At 56.6% G+C, this 15795-nt stretch carries 13 protein-coding genes and 1 tRNA gene; 3 read left to right on the top strand and 11 right to left on the bottom strand.

Annotated features, from left to right (window positions below; genetic code table 11):
• Positions 1-93: 93 nt before the first annotated feature.
• The 5 genes from C0456_RS10785 to C0456_RS10765 all read right to left on the bottom strand — a co-directional run bounded on the left by C0456_RS10785 (position 94) and on the right by C0456_RS10765 (position 5927).
• Positions 94-1215 carry a DNA adenine methylase gene (locus tag C0456_RS10785; RefSeq protein WP_291051634.1) on the bottom strand — a complete coding sequence of 374 codons (1122 nt, stop codon included), beginning with the start codon at positions 1213-1215 and terminating at the stop codon, positions 94-96.
• Between the two features lie 5 nt (positions 1216-1220).
• Positions 1221-2282, bottom strand: coding sequence for a hypothetical protein (locus C0456_RS10780; protein WP_291051632.1), 1062 nt, complete (start codon positions 2280-2282; stop codon positions 1221-1223).
• Between the two features lie 260 nt (positions 2283-2542).
• Entirely contained in the window at positions 2543-4015 is a 1473-nt protein-coding gene (locus C0456_RS10775) for a DGQHR domain-containing protein (protein ID WP_291051629.1), read from the bottom strand.
• Positions 4016-4819: 804 nt separating this feature from the next.
• Positions 4820-5374, bottom strand: a complete 555-nt coding sequence (locus C0456_RS10770; RefSeq protein WP_291051626.1) for a recombinase family protein — start codon at positions 5372-5374, stop codon at positions 4820-4822.
• Positions 5375-5591: 217 nt separating this feature from the next.
• Complete coding sequence (locus C0456_RS10765) at positions 5592-5927, bottom strand: helix-turn-helix transcriptional regulator (protein ID WP_291051624.1); 336 nt, start codon at positions 5925-5927, stop codon at positions 5592-5594.
• Positions 5928-5996: 69 nt separating this feature from the next.
• Here C0456_RS10765 and C0456_RS10760 point away from each other — a divergent pair, with 69 nt between their 5' ends.
• The gene (locus tag C0456_RS10760; protein WP_291051621.1) at positions 5997-6476 is read left to right on the top strand and encodes a hypothetical protein; all 480 of its coding nucleotides are present in this window, start codon (positions 5997-5999) and stop codon (positions 6474-6476) included.
• 105 nt (positions 6477-6581) lie between these two features.
• Here the strand turns inward: C0456_RS10760 and C0456_RS10755 are convergent, their stop codons facing one another.
• The 6 genes from C0456_RS10755 to C0456_RS10730 form a co-directional block, all read right to left on the bottom strand.
• Positions 6582-8150 carry a hypothetical protein gene (locus C0456_RS10755; protein WP_291051618.1) on the bottom strand — a complete coding sequence of 523 codons (1569 nt, stop codon included), beginning with the start codon at positions 8148-8150 and terminating at the stop codon, positions 6582-6584.
• Between the two features lie 22 nt (positions 8151-8172).
• Positions 8173-9882, bottom strand: coding sequence for a site-specific integrase (locus tag C0456_RS10750; protein ID WP_291051615.1), 1710 nt, complete (start codon positions 9880-9882; stop codon positions 8173-8175).
• An 89-nt stretch (positions 9883-9971) separates the two neighbouring features.
• A tRNA-Ser gene (locus C0456_RS10745) sits at positions 9972-10061 on the bottom strand.
• Between the two features lie 184 nt (positions 10062-10245).
• The gene (locus C0456_RS10740; protein WP_291051612.1) at positions 10246-10941 is read right to left on the bottom strand and encodes a hypothetical protein; all 696 of its coding nucleotides are present in this window, start codon (positions 10939-10941) and stop codon (positions 10246-10248) included.
• 78 nt (positions 10942-11019) lie between these two features.
• A complete protein-coding gene (locus tag C0456_RS10735; RefSeq protein ID WP_291051609.1) occupies positions 11020-12435 on the bottom strand; it encodes a Wzz/FepE/Etk N-terminal domain-containing protein in 1416 nt (471 codons plus the stop codon).
• 112 nt (positions 12436-12547) lie between these two features.
• Positions 12548-13351: a class I SAM-dependent methyltransferase gene (locus C0456_RS10730; RefSeq protein ID WP_291051606.1), complete on the bottom strand. Its 804-nt coding sequence runs from the start codon at positions 13349-13351 to the stop codon at positions 12548-12550.
• A gap of 194 nt (positions 13352-13545) precedes the next feature.
• On the opposite strand from C0456_RS10730, the gene C0456_RS10725 reads away from it, so the two are divergent.
• Both C0456_RS10725 and C0456_RS10720 read left to right on the top strand, forming a co-directional pair.
• Positions 13546-14493 (top strand): 2-oxoglutarate and iron-dependent oxygenase domain-containing protein, encoded by a 948-nt coding sequence (locus C0456_RS10725; RefSeq protein ID WP_291051602.1) that lies wholly within the window; start codon positions 13546-13548, stop codon positions 14491-14493.
• Between the two features lie 107 nt (positions 14494-14600).
• Positions 14601-15737: an aminotransferase class I/II-fold pyridoxal phosphate-dependent enzyme gene (locus tag C0456_RS10720; RefSeq protein WP_291051599.1), complete on the top strand. Its 1137-nt coding sequence runs from the start codon at positions 14601-14603 to the stop codon at positions 15735-15737.
• Positions 15738-15795: the final 58 nt, after the last annotated feature.

The following is a 15795-nucleotide window of genomic DNA, read 5'->3' as shown; positions in this document are numbered from 1 at the left end:
GCCATTGATTATACGCATTCAACTGCGTGAATGATTGGATATCATAAGTTCTTGTACGGACATTTCTATTGCGGTCGACTAAAAAATATCAACTCATCTTGGGCGGAGGCTCAGAACTAGCTCCTCTGATGTCTGACGCGCGCTGCGAATTTTCGCATTACCGCCGAGCGTTGAAAAACGCCCGTGAACTGTTGCCGAATCGACTTTAAAGTACTTCTCGGCTGCGGACGTCACCAATTCACCGCTCAGCCCATTCGAAGCTTTGCCTGCAGGAAATGTGATGATGACGCGACATCCACGCGAGCCCAGCGTGGCGAGTAGGTCTTCAATTGCGGACAAGGACTTTGTTCCGACGCTGTAGCTTGAATGTGGCCTTAATTCTTGAGGAGGGTACCGGCCTTCTCCGCTCACCTCTACGTCCTTCCCCGAAGCAATTGTTTCGAGTACATGGTAAAAGCGACTGTAGTGCACCGCTGAATATGGTGGATCAAGAAATACAAGATCGTCGACGTTCAACTCACGCGCAAGAATGTTGGCGTCACCCACTATGGATTTACCCTCAACCAGAGCAAACCGAGCGGAAAGCTCCTTAGCTCGTTGAGCCACAATCTCCAGAACATCTTTGCGCCATGCCTCCAACAGAAACCTTCCTGCTGATGAATTTGGCTTGAAGGGTTGAGCGGTGTGGCCCGGCGCTGCAGCGCACATGCTTGCAGCTTGAACTAACGCTGCTAACGCTACTCGCTTCCTGCTCGGATCTGATGGAAGGGTTTGGCGCAAGCAAGCGATCAATATGCTTTGTAGAGCACTGTAGTAATAACCGCCATAAGCTCTGCAAATAGAGTACTCAGAATTTGCGCATAGCTCTCTGGCAGAAGTGGCGGCGGAGTGTACGGCCCCAACGGCAATCGTATTTTGCAGTTGTTGCGCCCGCTGATATCCCTTGCTCGACTCTGCATGTGCCTTGGCACGCTGGAGCCAGTTTTCAACCCACCTGATCTCCAAAGGTCCAGTACGCGCTAATATGGCATCCGCCAGAACTGAACTGTAAAGCTGCAGGTCTACGGCGACGACAGGAATAGGGAACTGCTCTGCTACGAACCACGATACAGCCCCGGATCCCGAAAACAGGTCAATGAAACGCCTACTTTTGGGAGCAAGTTTGGTGATTGTATCTCCAAGGCCATTGCAAAGCATATAGCGTTTGGAGCCCATATATTTCACGTACCCAGTCCCCACATAAAGGCGCGTTCACACTGCCCTAAATAACGGGATGACATCCCTAACAAAGCAGACATCGAATGGCGATCTGGCGGCACTTGGACAATGATTCTACCAAGATCATCCAGAGCCAAGGCCACATCGTCCCACAACTCGGCGAATTGCGGTCGCGACGCACTACCGGAGGGCCAAAATCCCCTGTCAACGCCGGTCGCTTCCAACCAACCAAGAGCATCATTTTCAAGAAGGAACCCGGCATCCTTTAGCGCCGAACGAGTGATCCCAGTTGCCACTCGCAATAGCAAAACAGCCCGGCTAATCATGCCTATCGCGTTGCCGCTTGAATACACTTGGGCCTTCGCCAACAGCGGCAAATCATCTGGCTCCACAACACTTGATAAAAAGTCTCGGGACGCTAAACCGGCCACCCGTGGAGCAAGATTGGCATGTCTCGCAAATATTGCTCCTGCCGAAAAAGGTGTGCCAGGAGGCTCAACGGTTTGGTGGACTTGCTGAAGCAACCTTCTCAGCAGATGCCGATCTAGCAAAACGTAATCTCCGCCAGACACTGGCTCAAGCACACTCCAGACATGCTGCACAAACTCTGCGGCGTCTACCGCGGAGCAGGTATGGGGATTGAGCTGATGGGGATTGTAACTGGAAATGTTCCGCGCATCATGGTCTCTCACACCGCTCTTTAGATCCACACCCCATGCATCCACAATCTGGCTCACCAAGCTAATAGCTGTGCTGCTCGGCCAGATCGCCTGCACGCTATCAAAAAGAGAGGCGCCACCGAACTGAATTGCATTCATAAATCGGGCAGCCTGCGCTGGCTCGTCGCCCCAAGCTTCCAAAGCTTGCCACGCCGCTACATGGGTACCAGGGCTTCGCCGCCCAGAATAGAGATTTGAGCGGCGTCCGTTTGCGTCAATTGCAAAGCAGAGGCCGTTGAATATGCCAATACCGGAAAATGCCAGTATGCTGAGAGCCCCTCTAAGCTGCGCATAGTAAGACAAATGCCGCGCCGCATGGAGGTCACCTGACAGCAATGCATCCAACGATCGGGAAAGGTAGCTCCAACCATCTAAACAGTGATTCGGGGCTACCGCGGCCAATAGTTGCGCTGCGTCTGCTTCCGTCAGTGCAGTGACAAACGCATTGTAATCTCTGAGTGGTCTCCCGTTAGATCCAAGAATCTCGCCTCTGGGAGCGGGATGCACACTCGGCAACCAAGTTAGCGCTGACCTAGGCCTGAAACCAGCAAGGGCTGTTATGACGTGGCTGTCACTAGCGCTCGCTACAACACTTAGTACCATGCTCATTCAACGTCACCTTCGGACGCCGCCTCAGCCAAATGAGCAACTTGGCCGTCACCTTCGGTAACCAAATGCGATAGCAGATTTCTAACCAGAAGAGTGTAACCACCGCTACCCCGGAAAGCGCGCTTTAAAATTTCGGCATCCGTTCCCTTAACGTATGGTCCGTCTACCGATCTCCAGTCGAACCGCGCAAGGGTCTGAGCCACAGACCTGAGGAGTCCTGCCAGAGGTTTAACTCGTAGACTGCGCAAAGCTCTAGTTATGTCCTCAGCTGAAGTATCAGTGTCGTTGTCGGCATTAAAATGCCAGTCCGAAATTTCCCCCGAGAGGGCTGCATTTAAAAACAGATCATTGACCGCAGCATTTACGGCACGAACGCCCATGTCCTGATTAAGCATGCTTGAGCGATCGAAAAGGGGATCTCGCTCTTCGTTGATGTAATGTTCAGCCCAATCTGGGACCTGTTGCCTGATTTCTTCGGCCAAATATTCCCAAAAAAGCATTATGAATGCGACTTGCTGCGGCCTACTCCACCCCAACGGCTCTTCATTGTGAACTGGTGCATGAAAAAGGCCGTGCCGACCTTTTCCTCGACCAGTACCAAGATACGACGCAAGTATCGACCTAATCCAGGCGGCCTGACTTACACGGCCCTCGCCCTTTTGGCCCAACATGTTGATCTTGCCGACCCAAACACTTTTGGGGTGCTTATAAAGCCATTCGACTAACTCTTGCGCCCGGGCCTCTCGATAAACTGCAATTTCACCAGTTTTTTCCAGCCAGTCTTGTGTCCGCAGTAGTGGGTACAAATCAAACGCATGGCTGGGGTTGATCCGCTTTGGCGATACGTTGATCGACCAAAATAGATAGGCCTGCCAGGCAATATCAAGCCCAACAAAAGCCACTACAGGAAGCTCAAAATCTCCAGGCAAATCGTCGGTTTCATCAAACGCCCATAATCTATGTTGCCCATCAATCACTTCAAATGGTCGAACATCACCATCTTCGAAAATATCTTCTGACGGAGTATTTAGCTCGAACGCGCCACCTTTTGATTGAGAGAAACTAGCCTGATGAGCCGGCTTTATTTTTCGCCCTCTACGAGCCCGGTCCTGCGAAGTAAGCACATTGACCACAATCGCGGTTGGCAGCCAGCCGGGTTTTCTTAGGCTCAAATTTTCTTCATTCTGCTGGTCGGCACGCAAGTCGCCGAATGGGTAGCCGTATTTTATGTAACGCCTAATGCGGCTCGTGCGGTTGTCGTCACGCGCACGCTGAATTCCTTCAGTAGCTTCAACTTCACGTTCTCTGCGATAAACATCGCTGAGCTTTCGAAGCTGATTGGCGGGCATTGAAAAAAGATAAATGTACGGCTCAGGTTTTCGGCGTTGAGCCGTTTCTTCAAACTCGTAGCCGTCCCAGTCGGACAACCACTGCTTCAATCTCAATGCCGGAATTTTACCGTTTGGCACTTTCCACCCCGCTTACCGTTTCCCACCAAAAGAGTTTCGATGAAACCATTGAGCGAAGTTGCGCACCAATGTCTATATGTCATGAAAGCACATTTGATCTACACAGCCACACTCGCGCGAGCCCGTTCTAAAATACTTACCGCGAGGCCAGGCATAGCTCCGTATTTCACGCAGAGGCGCTTCATGCCATTGAATGTTGAAGGCCCACAATTTTGGAAAGAAGCACGCAGTGCCATATTCAAGATGGTCATCTATCCAGTCTGCCAAGATACGCCAGGCGCCAGCGTGCTGGTATCGATTACAGAATTCGGGGATGACCAAGCACGCTGTTGCCCCCTTTCTGCCTAATTGATCGCGAATATCCCATATGTGGCCCGCAGCATTTTTTTGATTCGACGCGCAGTTTAAACGCAGCCTATGACCAAGCGCATTTACTTGAGCTGATCGATAGCCTGACCGAACCGATATTCGCCCAAACTCCTGCTGAATGGGCTCTAATATTTCAGAGCAAAGTTTTGTACCTACTTCGACTGCCAAACCTAGATCGGAGGGGGCATTTATTAAGCCAAACGCCGAGGCGATTTCAGAGTGCAAAAAATCTCTGAGTAGAAAATTCTCCGAGAGACGGATGCGGCCAATCTCTTCAAGGTAACGGTATGATCGGACGGAAGATTTGATATCGTGCATATATAAGTGTATCAAAAATTTTCATCCGTGTCATAACTATCTTCCAACCTAACCGCTGGGCCGCACCAGATGGTGGATGCTTCCGTGCACCGGGGTACATACAGTCCGGGCCATAAGTTACGCGCCCTCCTTCAACGCCCGATAAAGCGTTGCGCGACTGACACCCAAGTGGTCGGCAATCTGGGTCGCTGTCATCTCGCCACTCTTTTTCAAAGAACGAGCTACCCCCAATTCGCTCGCATCTAGTGAGTTAGGTCGGCCAAGCCGGACCCCTCGCGCTTTGGCTGCACTTAGACCCGATGCGGTTCTTTCTCGGATAAGCTCGCGCTCAAACTCAGCCAGGGCGCCAAAGACATGGAAAATCATCTTGCCGCCCGGCGTCGTAGTATCGATTGCTTCCGTAACGGACGCGAAGCCGACACCTTTTCCAGCAAGCTCGTCTACGGTCTCGATAAGCTGCCGCAGCGAACGCGCCAACCGGTCCAGTTTCCACACAACCAGAACATCGCCCTCGCGAAGAAAGGAAACTGCCTCCTTCAACTGTGGTCGATCCCTCTGGGCACCTGATGCGGTCTCAATAAAGATCCGATCACATCCGAATTTCTTCAGCGCCTCTTCCTGCAAGGACAGATTCTGATCCCGCGTGCTGACGCGCGCATATCCAATTTTCACCGCAAACCCCGAAGTGTCTCAAATACGTATCTGTATTGTATTTTGATACACCGCATTTTCAAGATGTTATTTGAGACACTTATTGGTCTGTTTCGGGCATGAAACGGCTACCCGGAGCCACTTAATTCGTGGTCGCACAAACTTTCGTTTTTGAGACATTCGATCAGACGGGATATCATCGCCAATCGGCGCGATCCGAATGCCGCAAGCTTGAGAATTACCTCAACAACACCGATGCCATGTCTTTAAGCTTCTCCAGCTCCAAGTCAGACATTTGGCTTACCAGTGCCCAAAAATGCGCTTCCGCTTCCTGTCTGGCCTGAGGCTTGCCCGAAGAGACACCTCCTTTCAGCAGCGCCGCAATATCCAGTTCGAGAGCCTCACTAAGGCGCAGCAACACATCGATGGATGGAAGCGTTTTGCCCCGCTCGATCAATGAGAGCGTATCTATGTGACAATCAGCGATCTCGGCGAGACGCTCCTGCGTAAGCGTGCGCTGGCTGCGGGCCGCTTTGATGCGCTGGCCAATTTGAATTTTAAGCTGATCTGACATGCAGATAGCTCAATTGTACGGTTGAAATGCGCCACCGAACGATCTACGGATTTTAAATATTTTTACCGAATGTATTCGGTATTCCAGAGAATTGCTTGGGAGGCTGCATTGATTTCACCGGGGTACACAAACGCCAACTTTTGCAATCGGAACCTAGTCGCCGCCGTTGGCTTCGCACTGATCATGCTGACGGGCTGCACACCGTATGCTTCAAGCCCAGAGGCCGAAAATGGAGAGGCTGCAGAAGCAGAAGCTTCTGCACCGAAGAAATTGCCGCGCGGTACTGTATTAGCCGCCGACTATCCGGATGCCTGGCCGTGGCCTGACTTCGCAAGCGGTCGTCTATCATGTCGAAACGGCTCGTTTGGTGGGGTACGCCGCCCTCTAGTCCTCATCGAACTTGGGAACACCAAGTACGGTTTGAACGGTGCCGCTATTGGTGTTGGAGAATATCCCGACGCGCGAACCCTCATGGGACGAGACGAGTTTGGTGCGTATGCAGGCGATAGCAGCGTATTCATCGATATGGGGCTTGAACTTTGCAAGTGATAGGTTCCCCACTACAGGCGATGGCGGCTTGAAGCTGGGTGCGTTGCGCAGATCAGCGTGGCTGCGTGACAGTGTGACGCTCTGAACCGCAACGAAATCGGATAACTATTCTATCTGAAGCCTATTGTAGCTTCGGGGACGTATGCGGACTGACGGTTTTTCTTCATGTTGCAAGAGTGAAGTGTCGCCTAGGTCCAATTCATGTGCTTCATCGTTTGGGTTCGTAGTCAGCAAATTGATCAAAGGCATCAAGTCTGACCGGAACTGATACCTCGCCCGCCGGTTGGGCGCTGAAGTGATGCGGGTAAGAATTCGATCACGACGGAGCCGGGCTATTGGGTCCATTTCATCACCGGATGCCCCGAATGATTCCAATCCTCCACCCTCTACTAACATTGAGATCAATTCGGGCACGCTGACCGCTGAGTTTTCTGCGGCCCGAAAAAGCCTTTCCAGAAGGCGAAAGATTGTTGCCCGTTCAGGCTGCGGCGCCAAATGCATTCGTTGCCAGAAGTCATTCCAGAAATTCGAAGACCTAGAAGAAGCCTCATCGCCCATGATTTCAAGTTGTTGCTCCAGCGACAGCGTTGCGCCTCCAAGGCGGCCGAAACGTAGGCTTCTATCTCCTGTCAGAGTGCGCAACGGCTGCCGCTGAAACGTTACCTCAAAGCGAACTACATGTGACGCCTTCGCGTATAGCTTGGCGCTGATATCCGCATGCCCCAAAAGGCCTTTTACAAAAGGTGAATTTCTTTCTCGCCCTTCGCCGAATTCGCGCTCTCGAACAACGCGGAACTCTGTCTGAAATGCATCGCGCAAAATTGCCCGAAAATCTTTCGACACCTCATGCACTTTTGCGATGGAGTTATCCACCGCGTATTCCCAATAAAATTCGATTGAACTGAGGCGACAGCTAGCTCGGTCAAAACGCGGAATATAGTCGGCATTAAAGTTTGCCCCCAGCAGTTGCCTACAGGCGAAAATAATCTCCTCACGGATCAGAGAATAGCATGCTTCAAGATACTCGCTTGTCCGCGTACTCCAGTCCAAGACTGGTCCATGGACTGTGTCATGATGAGTTAAAAAGTTATCGTTCCGATCAAATGAAAGCCGCTCGGCGATCAAAAGACGTTCTGTGTGAGCGGCGCCATCGCTTCGACGCAAGTTAATGCGAGGGTGAGAAAGTATCCCTCTTCTAGCGTTCACTGTGCTGGGGACATTGTGAGCTTGCAGAAAGCGCGTTGGATTGAGATTTAGTCCTATCGATATCTCCTTGTTTTCGCGGCCTGATCGCGCGCGCGACAAACGGATGGCCCCAGCGAAAAGCCATCCAGCGTGAATTGCGGCTTCATACCCATGCCTGGCTGAAAACAAAGTTCCTGAAAGCGTGTCTAGGAATTCAGCAAACTGACGCTCCTCTAAAAACGGAGCAGGAATACTGATATCTACCTGCAAACGGTCTATATAAGGGGAAGCGCCGTGCAGGGCATTCGGGGCAAACGCAAACCGTCCTTTTGTATCACCCCATAACGCCATACTAGTTTTCTCCATTCCTCCCCAATTGAATGGGCAAAAAAGGATTTCGAATTTCTTGCTATGGTGATGAGTTTCAGAGCCGCACCCAAAAAGACGCTCCAGCTCAGATGGCTGATACGTTACATCTCGGCGAGACAATAAGCAATAGCTCGAATAGATTTCACTCAGACAGCTGACGTTTCTGCAATGGGATTAGATGGTCAATGCTGGCCATCGACAGATCAATCTTATTCATATCCGCGCTCAGAGAGTTTAGAGACGGGCCACGCCCATAACCTCTCTGAACGTGGTTATTCGTCCAGCCCATGATGCGCTCACTGTTCTCCATTGAAACGCTTGCTTCCCTGAGCAAGTCCGTAAAAAGGTGCCGGAAGCTGTGAAACGTTTTTCCCGCATCAGTGATACCTACCGACTTCCGAAGGCGCCCGAACCACTTAGAAAAAACGTTGGTTCGAGATCCTTTCGCATCCATTTGGAGCTCAGGGAATAAATCTGCATCATCTCCCCCCGGAGTGCTCTGCACCCAGTCCCAGAAGCCGAGCTTCAATAGTTGAGGATGCATCGGAATAACCCGGCGTGCATTTTCCGTTTTTAGACGCCGCCCGCCGCTATCTGACACCTCAATGTATCGAACAGATCCTTCGAATTTGATGTCGCCTTTGCGCAAGCAACATACTTCATTCAGGCGCATGCCGGTATGTAGGGCAACTAGTGGAACCCAATAGCGCCCCCGTCTAACTTGCGTCCTAGCTGGCTCCCTCCAGGATTTTTCGTCGTCAACGCACCCTGTAAATATCGGAGCGCTAAATAGCTTCACCAAATCTGATTGCGTGAAGGGTACACGATCAGCATCGGTTTTAGTCGCGGTGGCCTTCAAGCCCTTCACGGGGTTCCCCTTGATGAGGTCCTCATGCACAGCAAACTCAAAGACTGAGGATATGTGGTTGAGGTAGTCCTCCAAAGTTTTTCGCCCCAGCTTTGGCAGCCCTTTTTCCCGGCCAACTGCCGCCGCCTCGCGCGCAGATAAACCCGCAAGCTGGCGCCTTTTTTTGTAGTTGGGAGGTAGATCATGCAGCACTTCATGAAGGTCGCGGCCCACTTCGCGATCAATCGCTGAAAGTTTCAGGTTCGGCCCGAGAATGTCGAGGAGAACAGCAGAGACAGCATCGAACTTCTGGTGCGTACTAGGCGCCCAATCTGCCGTCCTATGCTTCCTGAAAAGCTCCACGAGCAATTTTAGATCTGGTCGCGGACGGCGCGACGAGTTCAGAGCAGCCAATTCGTCAGCATCCCCCTTCAGTTGTGCGATCCGATTTCTCAGCGAGCTTTTCATCATCTGCCAGTGCGCTCTACGAAGCTTCACACCAAGAGCACTCATGGGATCGATATCCCGATTTGCCCGCTGCTCGATTTTGGGAAGTAACGCCAGAAATTCAGTGTGTATGGCACCAAGAGGCGTAGAAGCTTGTAGGCTCGCCCACTCCGCTTCCAACTTCTGCAAAGTTTCCGCAGCAGCATTGCCTTGGACACGCCCAGCAACAACGTGCCCCTCGAACCGCCCAATGGTCATCGTGGCGCTGCGGGAAAACACAGCCGCAGCAATTGCCTCGACTTGCTCGTCCGAAGCAGGAAGTCCGGCCTCTACCGGATCGGCGGAGCGCGCTGTACCTCTCAGTTGAGCGATCTGACGTTCAGTGCGCTCGAATATTGCGACCCCTTCGGCGTGCGCCCGACCGTACTCCGTGGTCTTTAGAGACACCTTCCATTCGCGCTTTCCGATCCGTCCCACCAGTTCTTTGGGGACGGCCCGGCGGAAATAGTAGGTGCCATTCTCACGCTTAAAAACGCACTTATCAGGGGCTTTCTTCATCCTCGAATTGTACCAAGTTTTGTACCGGGGTACACAGCTTTCCCCTGATTTTTCAGATTATTATCTAAAAACAAGCGCCTTGGTACAAGTGGCGGAGAGGAAGGGATTCGAACCCTCGATACGCGTTAACGTATACGCCCTTAGCAGGGGCGCGCCTTCAGCCACTCGGCCACCTCTCCAGCGCTCGGAATTCCCTATAGAGGAGGGGGAATTGGGGCAAGTCTGAATTGCGGTGATTGGACGCCCTCGGGCGGGAAAAGTCGCCATACCGCCGAAACAGACGGAATAAATCGGCCAGTTTGGCGCCGCGCCGGGCCGCGCCTCCCGGAATTCCACAGCCCGCACGGCGCCTTCAACGCGCCGTCAGGCGCCCGGCCGCTGATGGCCCGCAGGCGCCCGGCCGGATTTCAACCGGTTCAGGACGACCCCGATGACGCTCCCGCCCGCCGCCTCGACCGCCGCGCGCAGATCCTCCACCTCATCGGCGCCGGCTGCTTCGGCCTGAACCACCAGGACCACTCCATCAGCCAGAGGCGCGTAGGTCAGCCCCGCTGCGGAACGCGAAAGCGCCGGGGCGTCGATGACGGCCCAGTCCGCGCTGCGCCGAAGTGCTGCCCACCAGCCTGGCGCGGGCAGCATGCGCACACTCTGCCCCGGCGAAAGCCGCTCATTGCGGAAGCGCGTCACCAGGAGGCGCAGACCATCGATCTGATGCGCCGTCAGCAGTTTTGACATGGCCGGCACATTTTCTGATCCGGGCACAGAATAAACCTGTTCCACCCCAAGGGAAGCGTCCAGCGCATGCCCCGGCCGGCCAATACCGCCGAGAACCCCCTTTGAAAACGCCGTATAAAGAGGGTTACCCCGCAGATCGAGATCAATAAGCCAGGTCATGCGGGCGGCCCGCGCTGCGGCCATCAGGGCAAAGGAGGCGGCAACACTGCTCGTGCCCTCTCCCTCGCTCGCCGACATAAACATCAGGACACGCCCCCCCGAACGCGGGGTGACCCGCGTTGCAGCCTGCCAGAGGCTGGCAAGATCCTGCCGCAGATCAAGCATGACGTGCCTTCGCTTCTTCCTGCTGGAGCGCTAGCATGCCATGGTTAATGCGTCTTTAGGAAAAGCGCTCGCCTGGTCTCAGTGCTGCCGCACGGTGGCAAGCACGGGCAGGCCCACTGTCCGCTCCAGTGCGCGCGGCGTGGCAAAGCCCCGCGCGCTGAACGCGTGCGCAAGGCCCGCGCCGAGTGCGGCCAGCGCCGCCAGAAGAAATACGGCGACAGACGCGAATATCCGCAGGCTTTCCCCGCGTAGCGGCGGCGCTGCCTTTTCCACAAGGCGGACATCCCCCGCGCCCTCCCGGGCAAGATCACTCCGCGCCCGCGCCTCAGCGGCTCTGGCACCAAACTGACGCGCCGCATCGGCGGCAATATCCCGCCGGCGCGCCAACTCTGCCAGCCCCGGCGCCAGTTCCCGCAATTGCTGATCCCGCGCTTCAAGGCTGGCGATCTGCGCATGCAGCTCCGCCTGCTGACGGCTTGCCGCCTGCACTTCTGCCTCAAGCCGCGCAATGGCCAAGCGAACTTCCTGATAGAGCGGATCAGGCCCGCGGCGCACGGCGCCGGCAGTCTCTGCCTGCGCCGCGATCAGCCCTTCGATCCGCTCGATGCGGTTGTCCAGATCGCGCAGCGCCAGGGCATTGGGCGCCAGACGGGCCCGCAGCTCTTCGCGCTGAACGTAAAGCTCCTGCAGGCGTTGGTGGGCGGTGTCTTCCGTATACAGCGCCTGATCGGCCGGCAGCGTGCCAAGCTTCCGGCGATAGCTTGCCAGCTCCGCCTCAAGCTGAGCCTTTTGGGCGGCCGCTGTCATCAGTTCAAGACTTGCGGCCTCATAGAGGCGCTGCTGCGTGCTGCGCTCAGTTTCAAGCCCGGTCAGCCCGTTCTGCGCAAGATAGGCCAGGATCGCCGTTTCGGCATCGGCCACCTCGCGTTCAAACCGCTCCCGCTGGGCTGCGAAGCTGAGGGCCGGCTCCTCCCCCAGCACCGCCGGGCGATAATCGAGATAGGCCCGTGTCAGGGCATTCAGCAGGGCCGCAGCCATTTCCGGATCGGCATGGGAAAACCGCAGGCTGATGGCCCTTCCGCCGGGCATAACATCTGTCTGAAGACTATCGTCCACAAGGTCTGCGCCGATCCGCACGCAGTCTTTCCGGCCGCATTGCGCGGCAAGTGCCGGATAGGCCCGCGCCAGGGTCACCTTCTCGAGCGCCGCGCGCGCCACCACCGGGCTGCGCATCAGCTCGATCTCGGACCGGGCGGCGCTGTCAGCGTCCGCGCGCTCGGATGCCGGTGCCACCAATATCCGTGCCTGCGCCACATACCGCTGCGGCAGCATCAGCGCCGCAAACAGGCCGAGCGTGAACAGCGGCAGGAAGACCAGCAGCATCAGCCATTTCGCCCGCCACAGATGCACCAGCACATCCGCCGCGCCCAGGCGTGGCCGCAAGCGCGGCAGCGCTGCCCGCGCTTCAGATTGGCCGGCATCGGCTGGAGACATAGGTTCGCGCCGCTCCCTGCGGGTACTCAACCTGTCACAGATGCCATGGCGCGTTTGAGATTTCGTTAAGCATCAAGGGGCTGCCCCCCAGCCAGCCCGCTTCAGTGCCGCTTCAGGGCCGGATGAGGAAGCTGTGCAGATTGTCGTTGGTGTAGCGCGTCAGCACGTTTTTCAGTTCAAACCGGTAGCCGAGCGTTTCGGCCAGCCGTTTCAGGCCCGGAATGGTGAACTGGTTGAGGTGATCTGGATAGCGGAACCCGCACCATTCTGCCCCGCGCACCGCCCGGTTCAGCGTCCCGAAATTCGGCACCTTCACATAAATCACGCCCCCCGGTGCCAGCTTGCGGTAGCAGGCCTCCAGCACCGCGCGCGGCTGCGCCTCATGCTCCAGATAGGAGCGCATGATGATGCCGTTGAAAAAGCCGTCCTCGAACTGCTCCAACCCGTCCAGCGCGGGCGCGTGCACCGCCCGTCCGCCGCGCGCCTGCATCTTCTCATTCGCGATGGCGGCCGTTTCCTTTTCGATCTCGATGCCGAACGGGGTGAACTGCTCAGGGATACGGTTCACGGAGCCACAGCCGACATCCAGTACGCGCCCCGCCTCAACCCGCTCGGCGATATAACCCCACTCGTCTTCGCGGAACATGTGCAGCCGCCAGCGGGTCTTGGTGTCCAGCCACTGCACGATGGGGTCTTTCTGCTTTCGCCGTGCTGCCTCTTTGGCGAACTGCTTCGTCCAGGCCAGCTCCTCCGACAGCGCCTCATAGACAGGCGCTTCGTTCAGATACACCTGCTCGCACCGGGCGCACTGAACCATGTTCCAGCCATCCCGGCTGTAGCGGTCCAGAGGGCGCTCATCCTCGCTGAGACAGGCGGGGCAGTCCCGCTTGTAGCGGTCCACGATTTTCAGCTGCACAGCGCGCTCTCCTCTCCGTATCCGGGCGCACGCTAGGGAAAGGTAACTCCTTGATGCAACTTAATTTTCCTTCCGTCAGCCCCTCGTCAGACAGCCGTCAGCCTGCCATCAGAAATGCTCCATTTTCCGGTCCCGAAATGCCCGCGTCAGGCCGCCATCTATCGGCGCGGCGCTACTTCTGGCAGACTTCTTCCATGACCCAATATTTCGAACCCATCCCCTATGCCCTCTGGCACACCGACAAGGCCGCCTTCGCTGACAAGCTCGGAAAATCCTTCCGGGAAACCGGCTTTGCCGTCATCACCGGCCACCCGGTCGAGCAGTCCGTGATCGATGCAAACCTTGCCGCCACCAAAGGCTTTTTCGCCCTCTCCGAGGATGTGAAGGAAAAATATCACGATGCTCCCGGCGGCCGGCAGCGCGGCTACACGCCCTTCGGCACTGAAAACGCCAAGGGACAGGCGCAGGCTGACCTGAAAGAGTTCTGGCATACCGGCCGCGACCTGCCACCCGGCTCGCCCTACCGCGCCACGATGAAGGATACGCCCAGCGTCACCGAAGTGGCAGACTTCGACCGCGCCACCCGCGCGCTCTACACCGCGCTGGACGATTTTGGCGCGGAGCTGCTCAAGGGCGTTGCGCTGCATCTGAACCTTCCGGAGGCCTGGTTTGACGACAAGGTTAACTTCGGCAACTCCATCCTGCGCCTGCTGCACTATCCCCCGCAGATGAACCCGCCGCCGGAAGGCTCGGTCCGTGCCGGCGCGCATGAAGACATTAACGTCATCACCCTGCTTCTGGGCGCCGAGGAAGCCGGTCTCGAAGTGAAACACCGCTCAGGCGCCTGGCTTGCCGTCAATCCGCCCCCCGGCGCGCTCGTGATCAATTGCGGCGACATGCTGCAGCGTTATGCCGGCGGCGTTCTGCCCTCGACCACGCACCGCGTCGTGAACCCGGCCCCGGAACGCTCCCGTTTCCCGCGCTACTCCACCCCCTTCTTCCTTCATTTCAATCAGGATTTCCTGATCGAAGCCCTCCCCGGCTGCCTCGCCGAAGGGGGCAAGGCAGAAAAGCCGATCACGGCTCAGGACTTTCTGATGGAACGCCTGCGCGAGATCGGCCTGGTCAAGGAACGCAGCTGACGGCCGGCCCTTCCGGAGGGCCGGTCTACCCGACGTTCCCGGACTTGCCCTCTGGCATGCAAATTGACTGTCCCTGGATGGCCTGAGCCAATCTGGGAGACGCCGAAATGCCAGCCATGGGTATCTGCGAATGGATCGCCGCTGGCCGCGCGATCGCGGAAGGGCAGCTCACGCGCTATTCCGAGAAGGCTCATTTCACCGAAGAGTTCGAGCAGGACCTCTGCCGGCTGACTGGGGCGCGCCACAGCTTGGCCGTCACGTCCGGAACCGGCGCGCTGATCGCGGCCCTCGCCGCCGCTGGCATCGGCCCCGGCGATGAGGTCCTCGTCCCAGCCTATACCTGGATGGCAACCGCCGCCGCGCCCGTCATGGTCGGCGCTGTTCCGATCCTGGTCGACATTGACGAGACCCTCACCATCGATCCCGAAGACATCGAGCGGAAGATCACCCCCTACACCCGCGCCATCATCCCTGTGCATATGGGCAACGCCCCCTGCGACATGGACGCGATCATGGCGATTGCGAAAAAGCACGGCCTGATCGTCATCGAAGATGCCTGCCAGTCCGTCGGGGTCACCTATAAGGGCCGCGCCCTCGGCACCATCGGCCATCTCGGCGCCTTCAGCTTCAACAAGATGAAGAACCTAAATATCGGCGAGGGCGGCGCCATCCTCACCAATGACGACCAGTATTATGCCCGCGCCCGTTCCTATCATGATCTTGGCGCGATGATCCGGGGCCATGAGGAGCGCTATAACGAGCCCGCCTTCGTCGGCGTCAACATGAAGGTCAACGAGATCCAGAGCGCGATGGCGCGTGTGCAGCTTCGCAAGGTTGTCCCCATGCTGGAGCGCAAGCGCAGACGCCGCGCCGCCCTGGCGGACATCCTCGCCAGAGGCACGGGTTATCAGGTCACCCCGCACAATGACGCAGACAGCGCCGTCAGCCTCACCGTGATTGCGCCCACCACCGAGGCCGCCATCGCCCTGCAGGGACGCAAAGGCATCTGGAACCGCCTGCGCGACAGCTCCAAGCACATCTACACCAACTGGGAACCCATCCTTGCCCGGCGCACCTTCCATCCGAAGATGAACCCCTGGGCCTGGGCCAAACGCGAGATTACCTACACCCCGGATATGTGCGCCCGCACGCTGGATATTCTAGACCGCACCTGCGTCGTCAATCTCGGCCTGAACTACCCCAGTTTCCTGATGCGCCGCGTCGCCGAGGGCATCGCCGCCTGAAGCCTTGGCCCTAAAAAAGCGAAGCCCCGGCCGGACGAGCATCCTGCCGGGGCTTCCC

It is taken from the genome of Hyphomonas sp. (genome assembly GCF_013823385.1).
Classification (GTDB): domain Bacteria; phylum Pseudomonadota; class Alphaproteobacteria; order Caulobacterales; family Hyphomonadaceae; genus Hyphomonas.
This window is presented reverse-complemented; position numbering and strand designations above follow the sequence as displayed.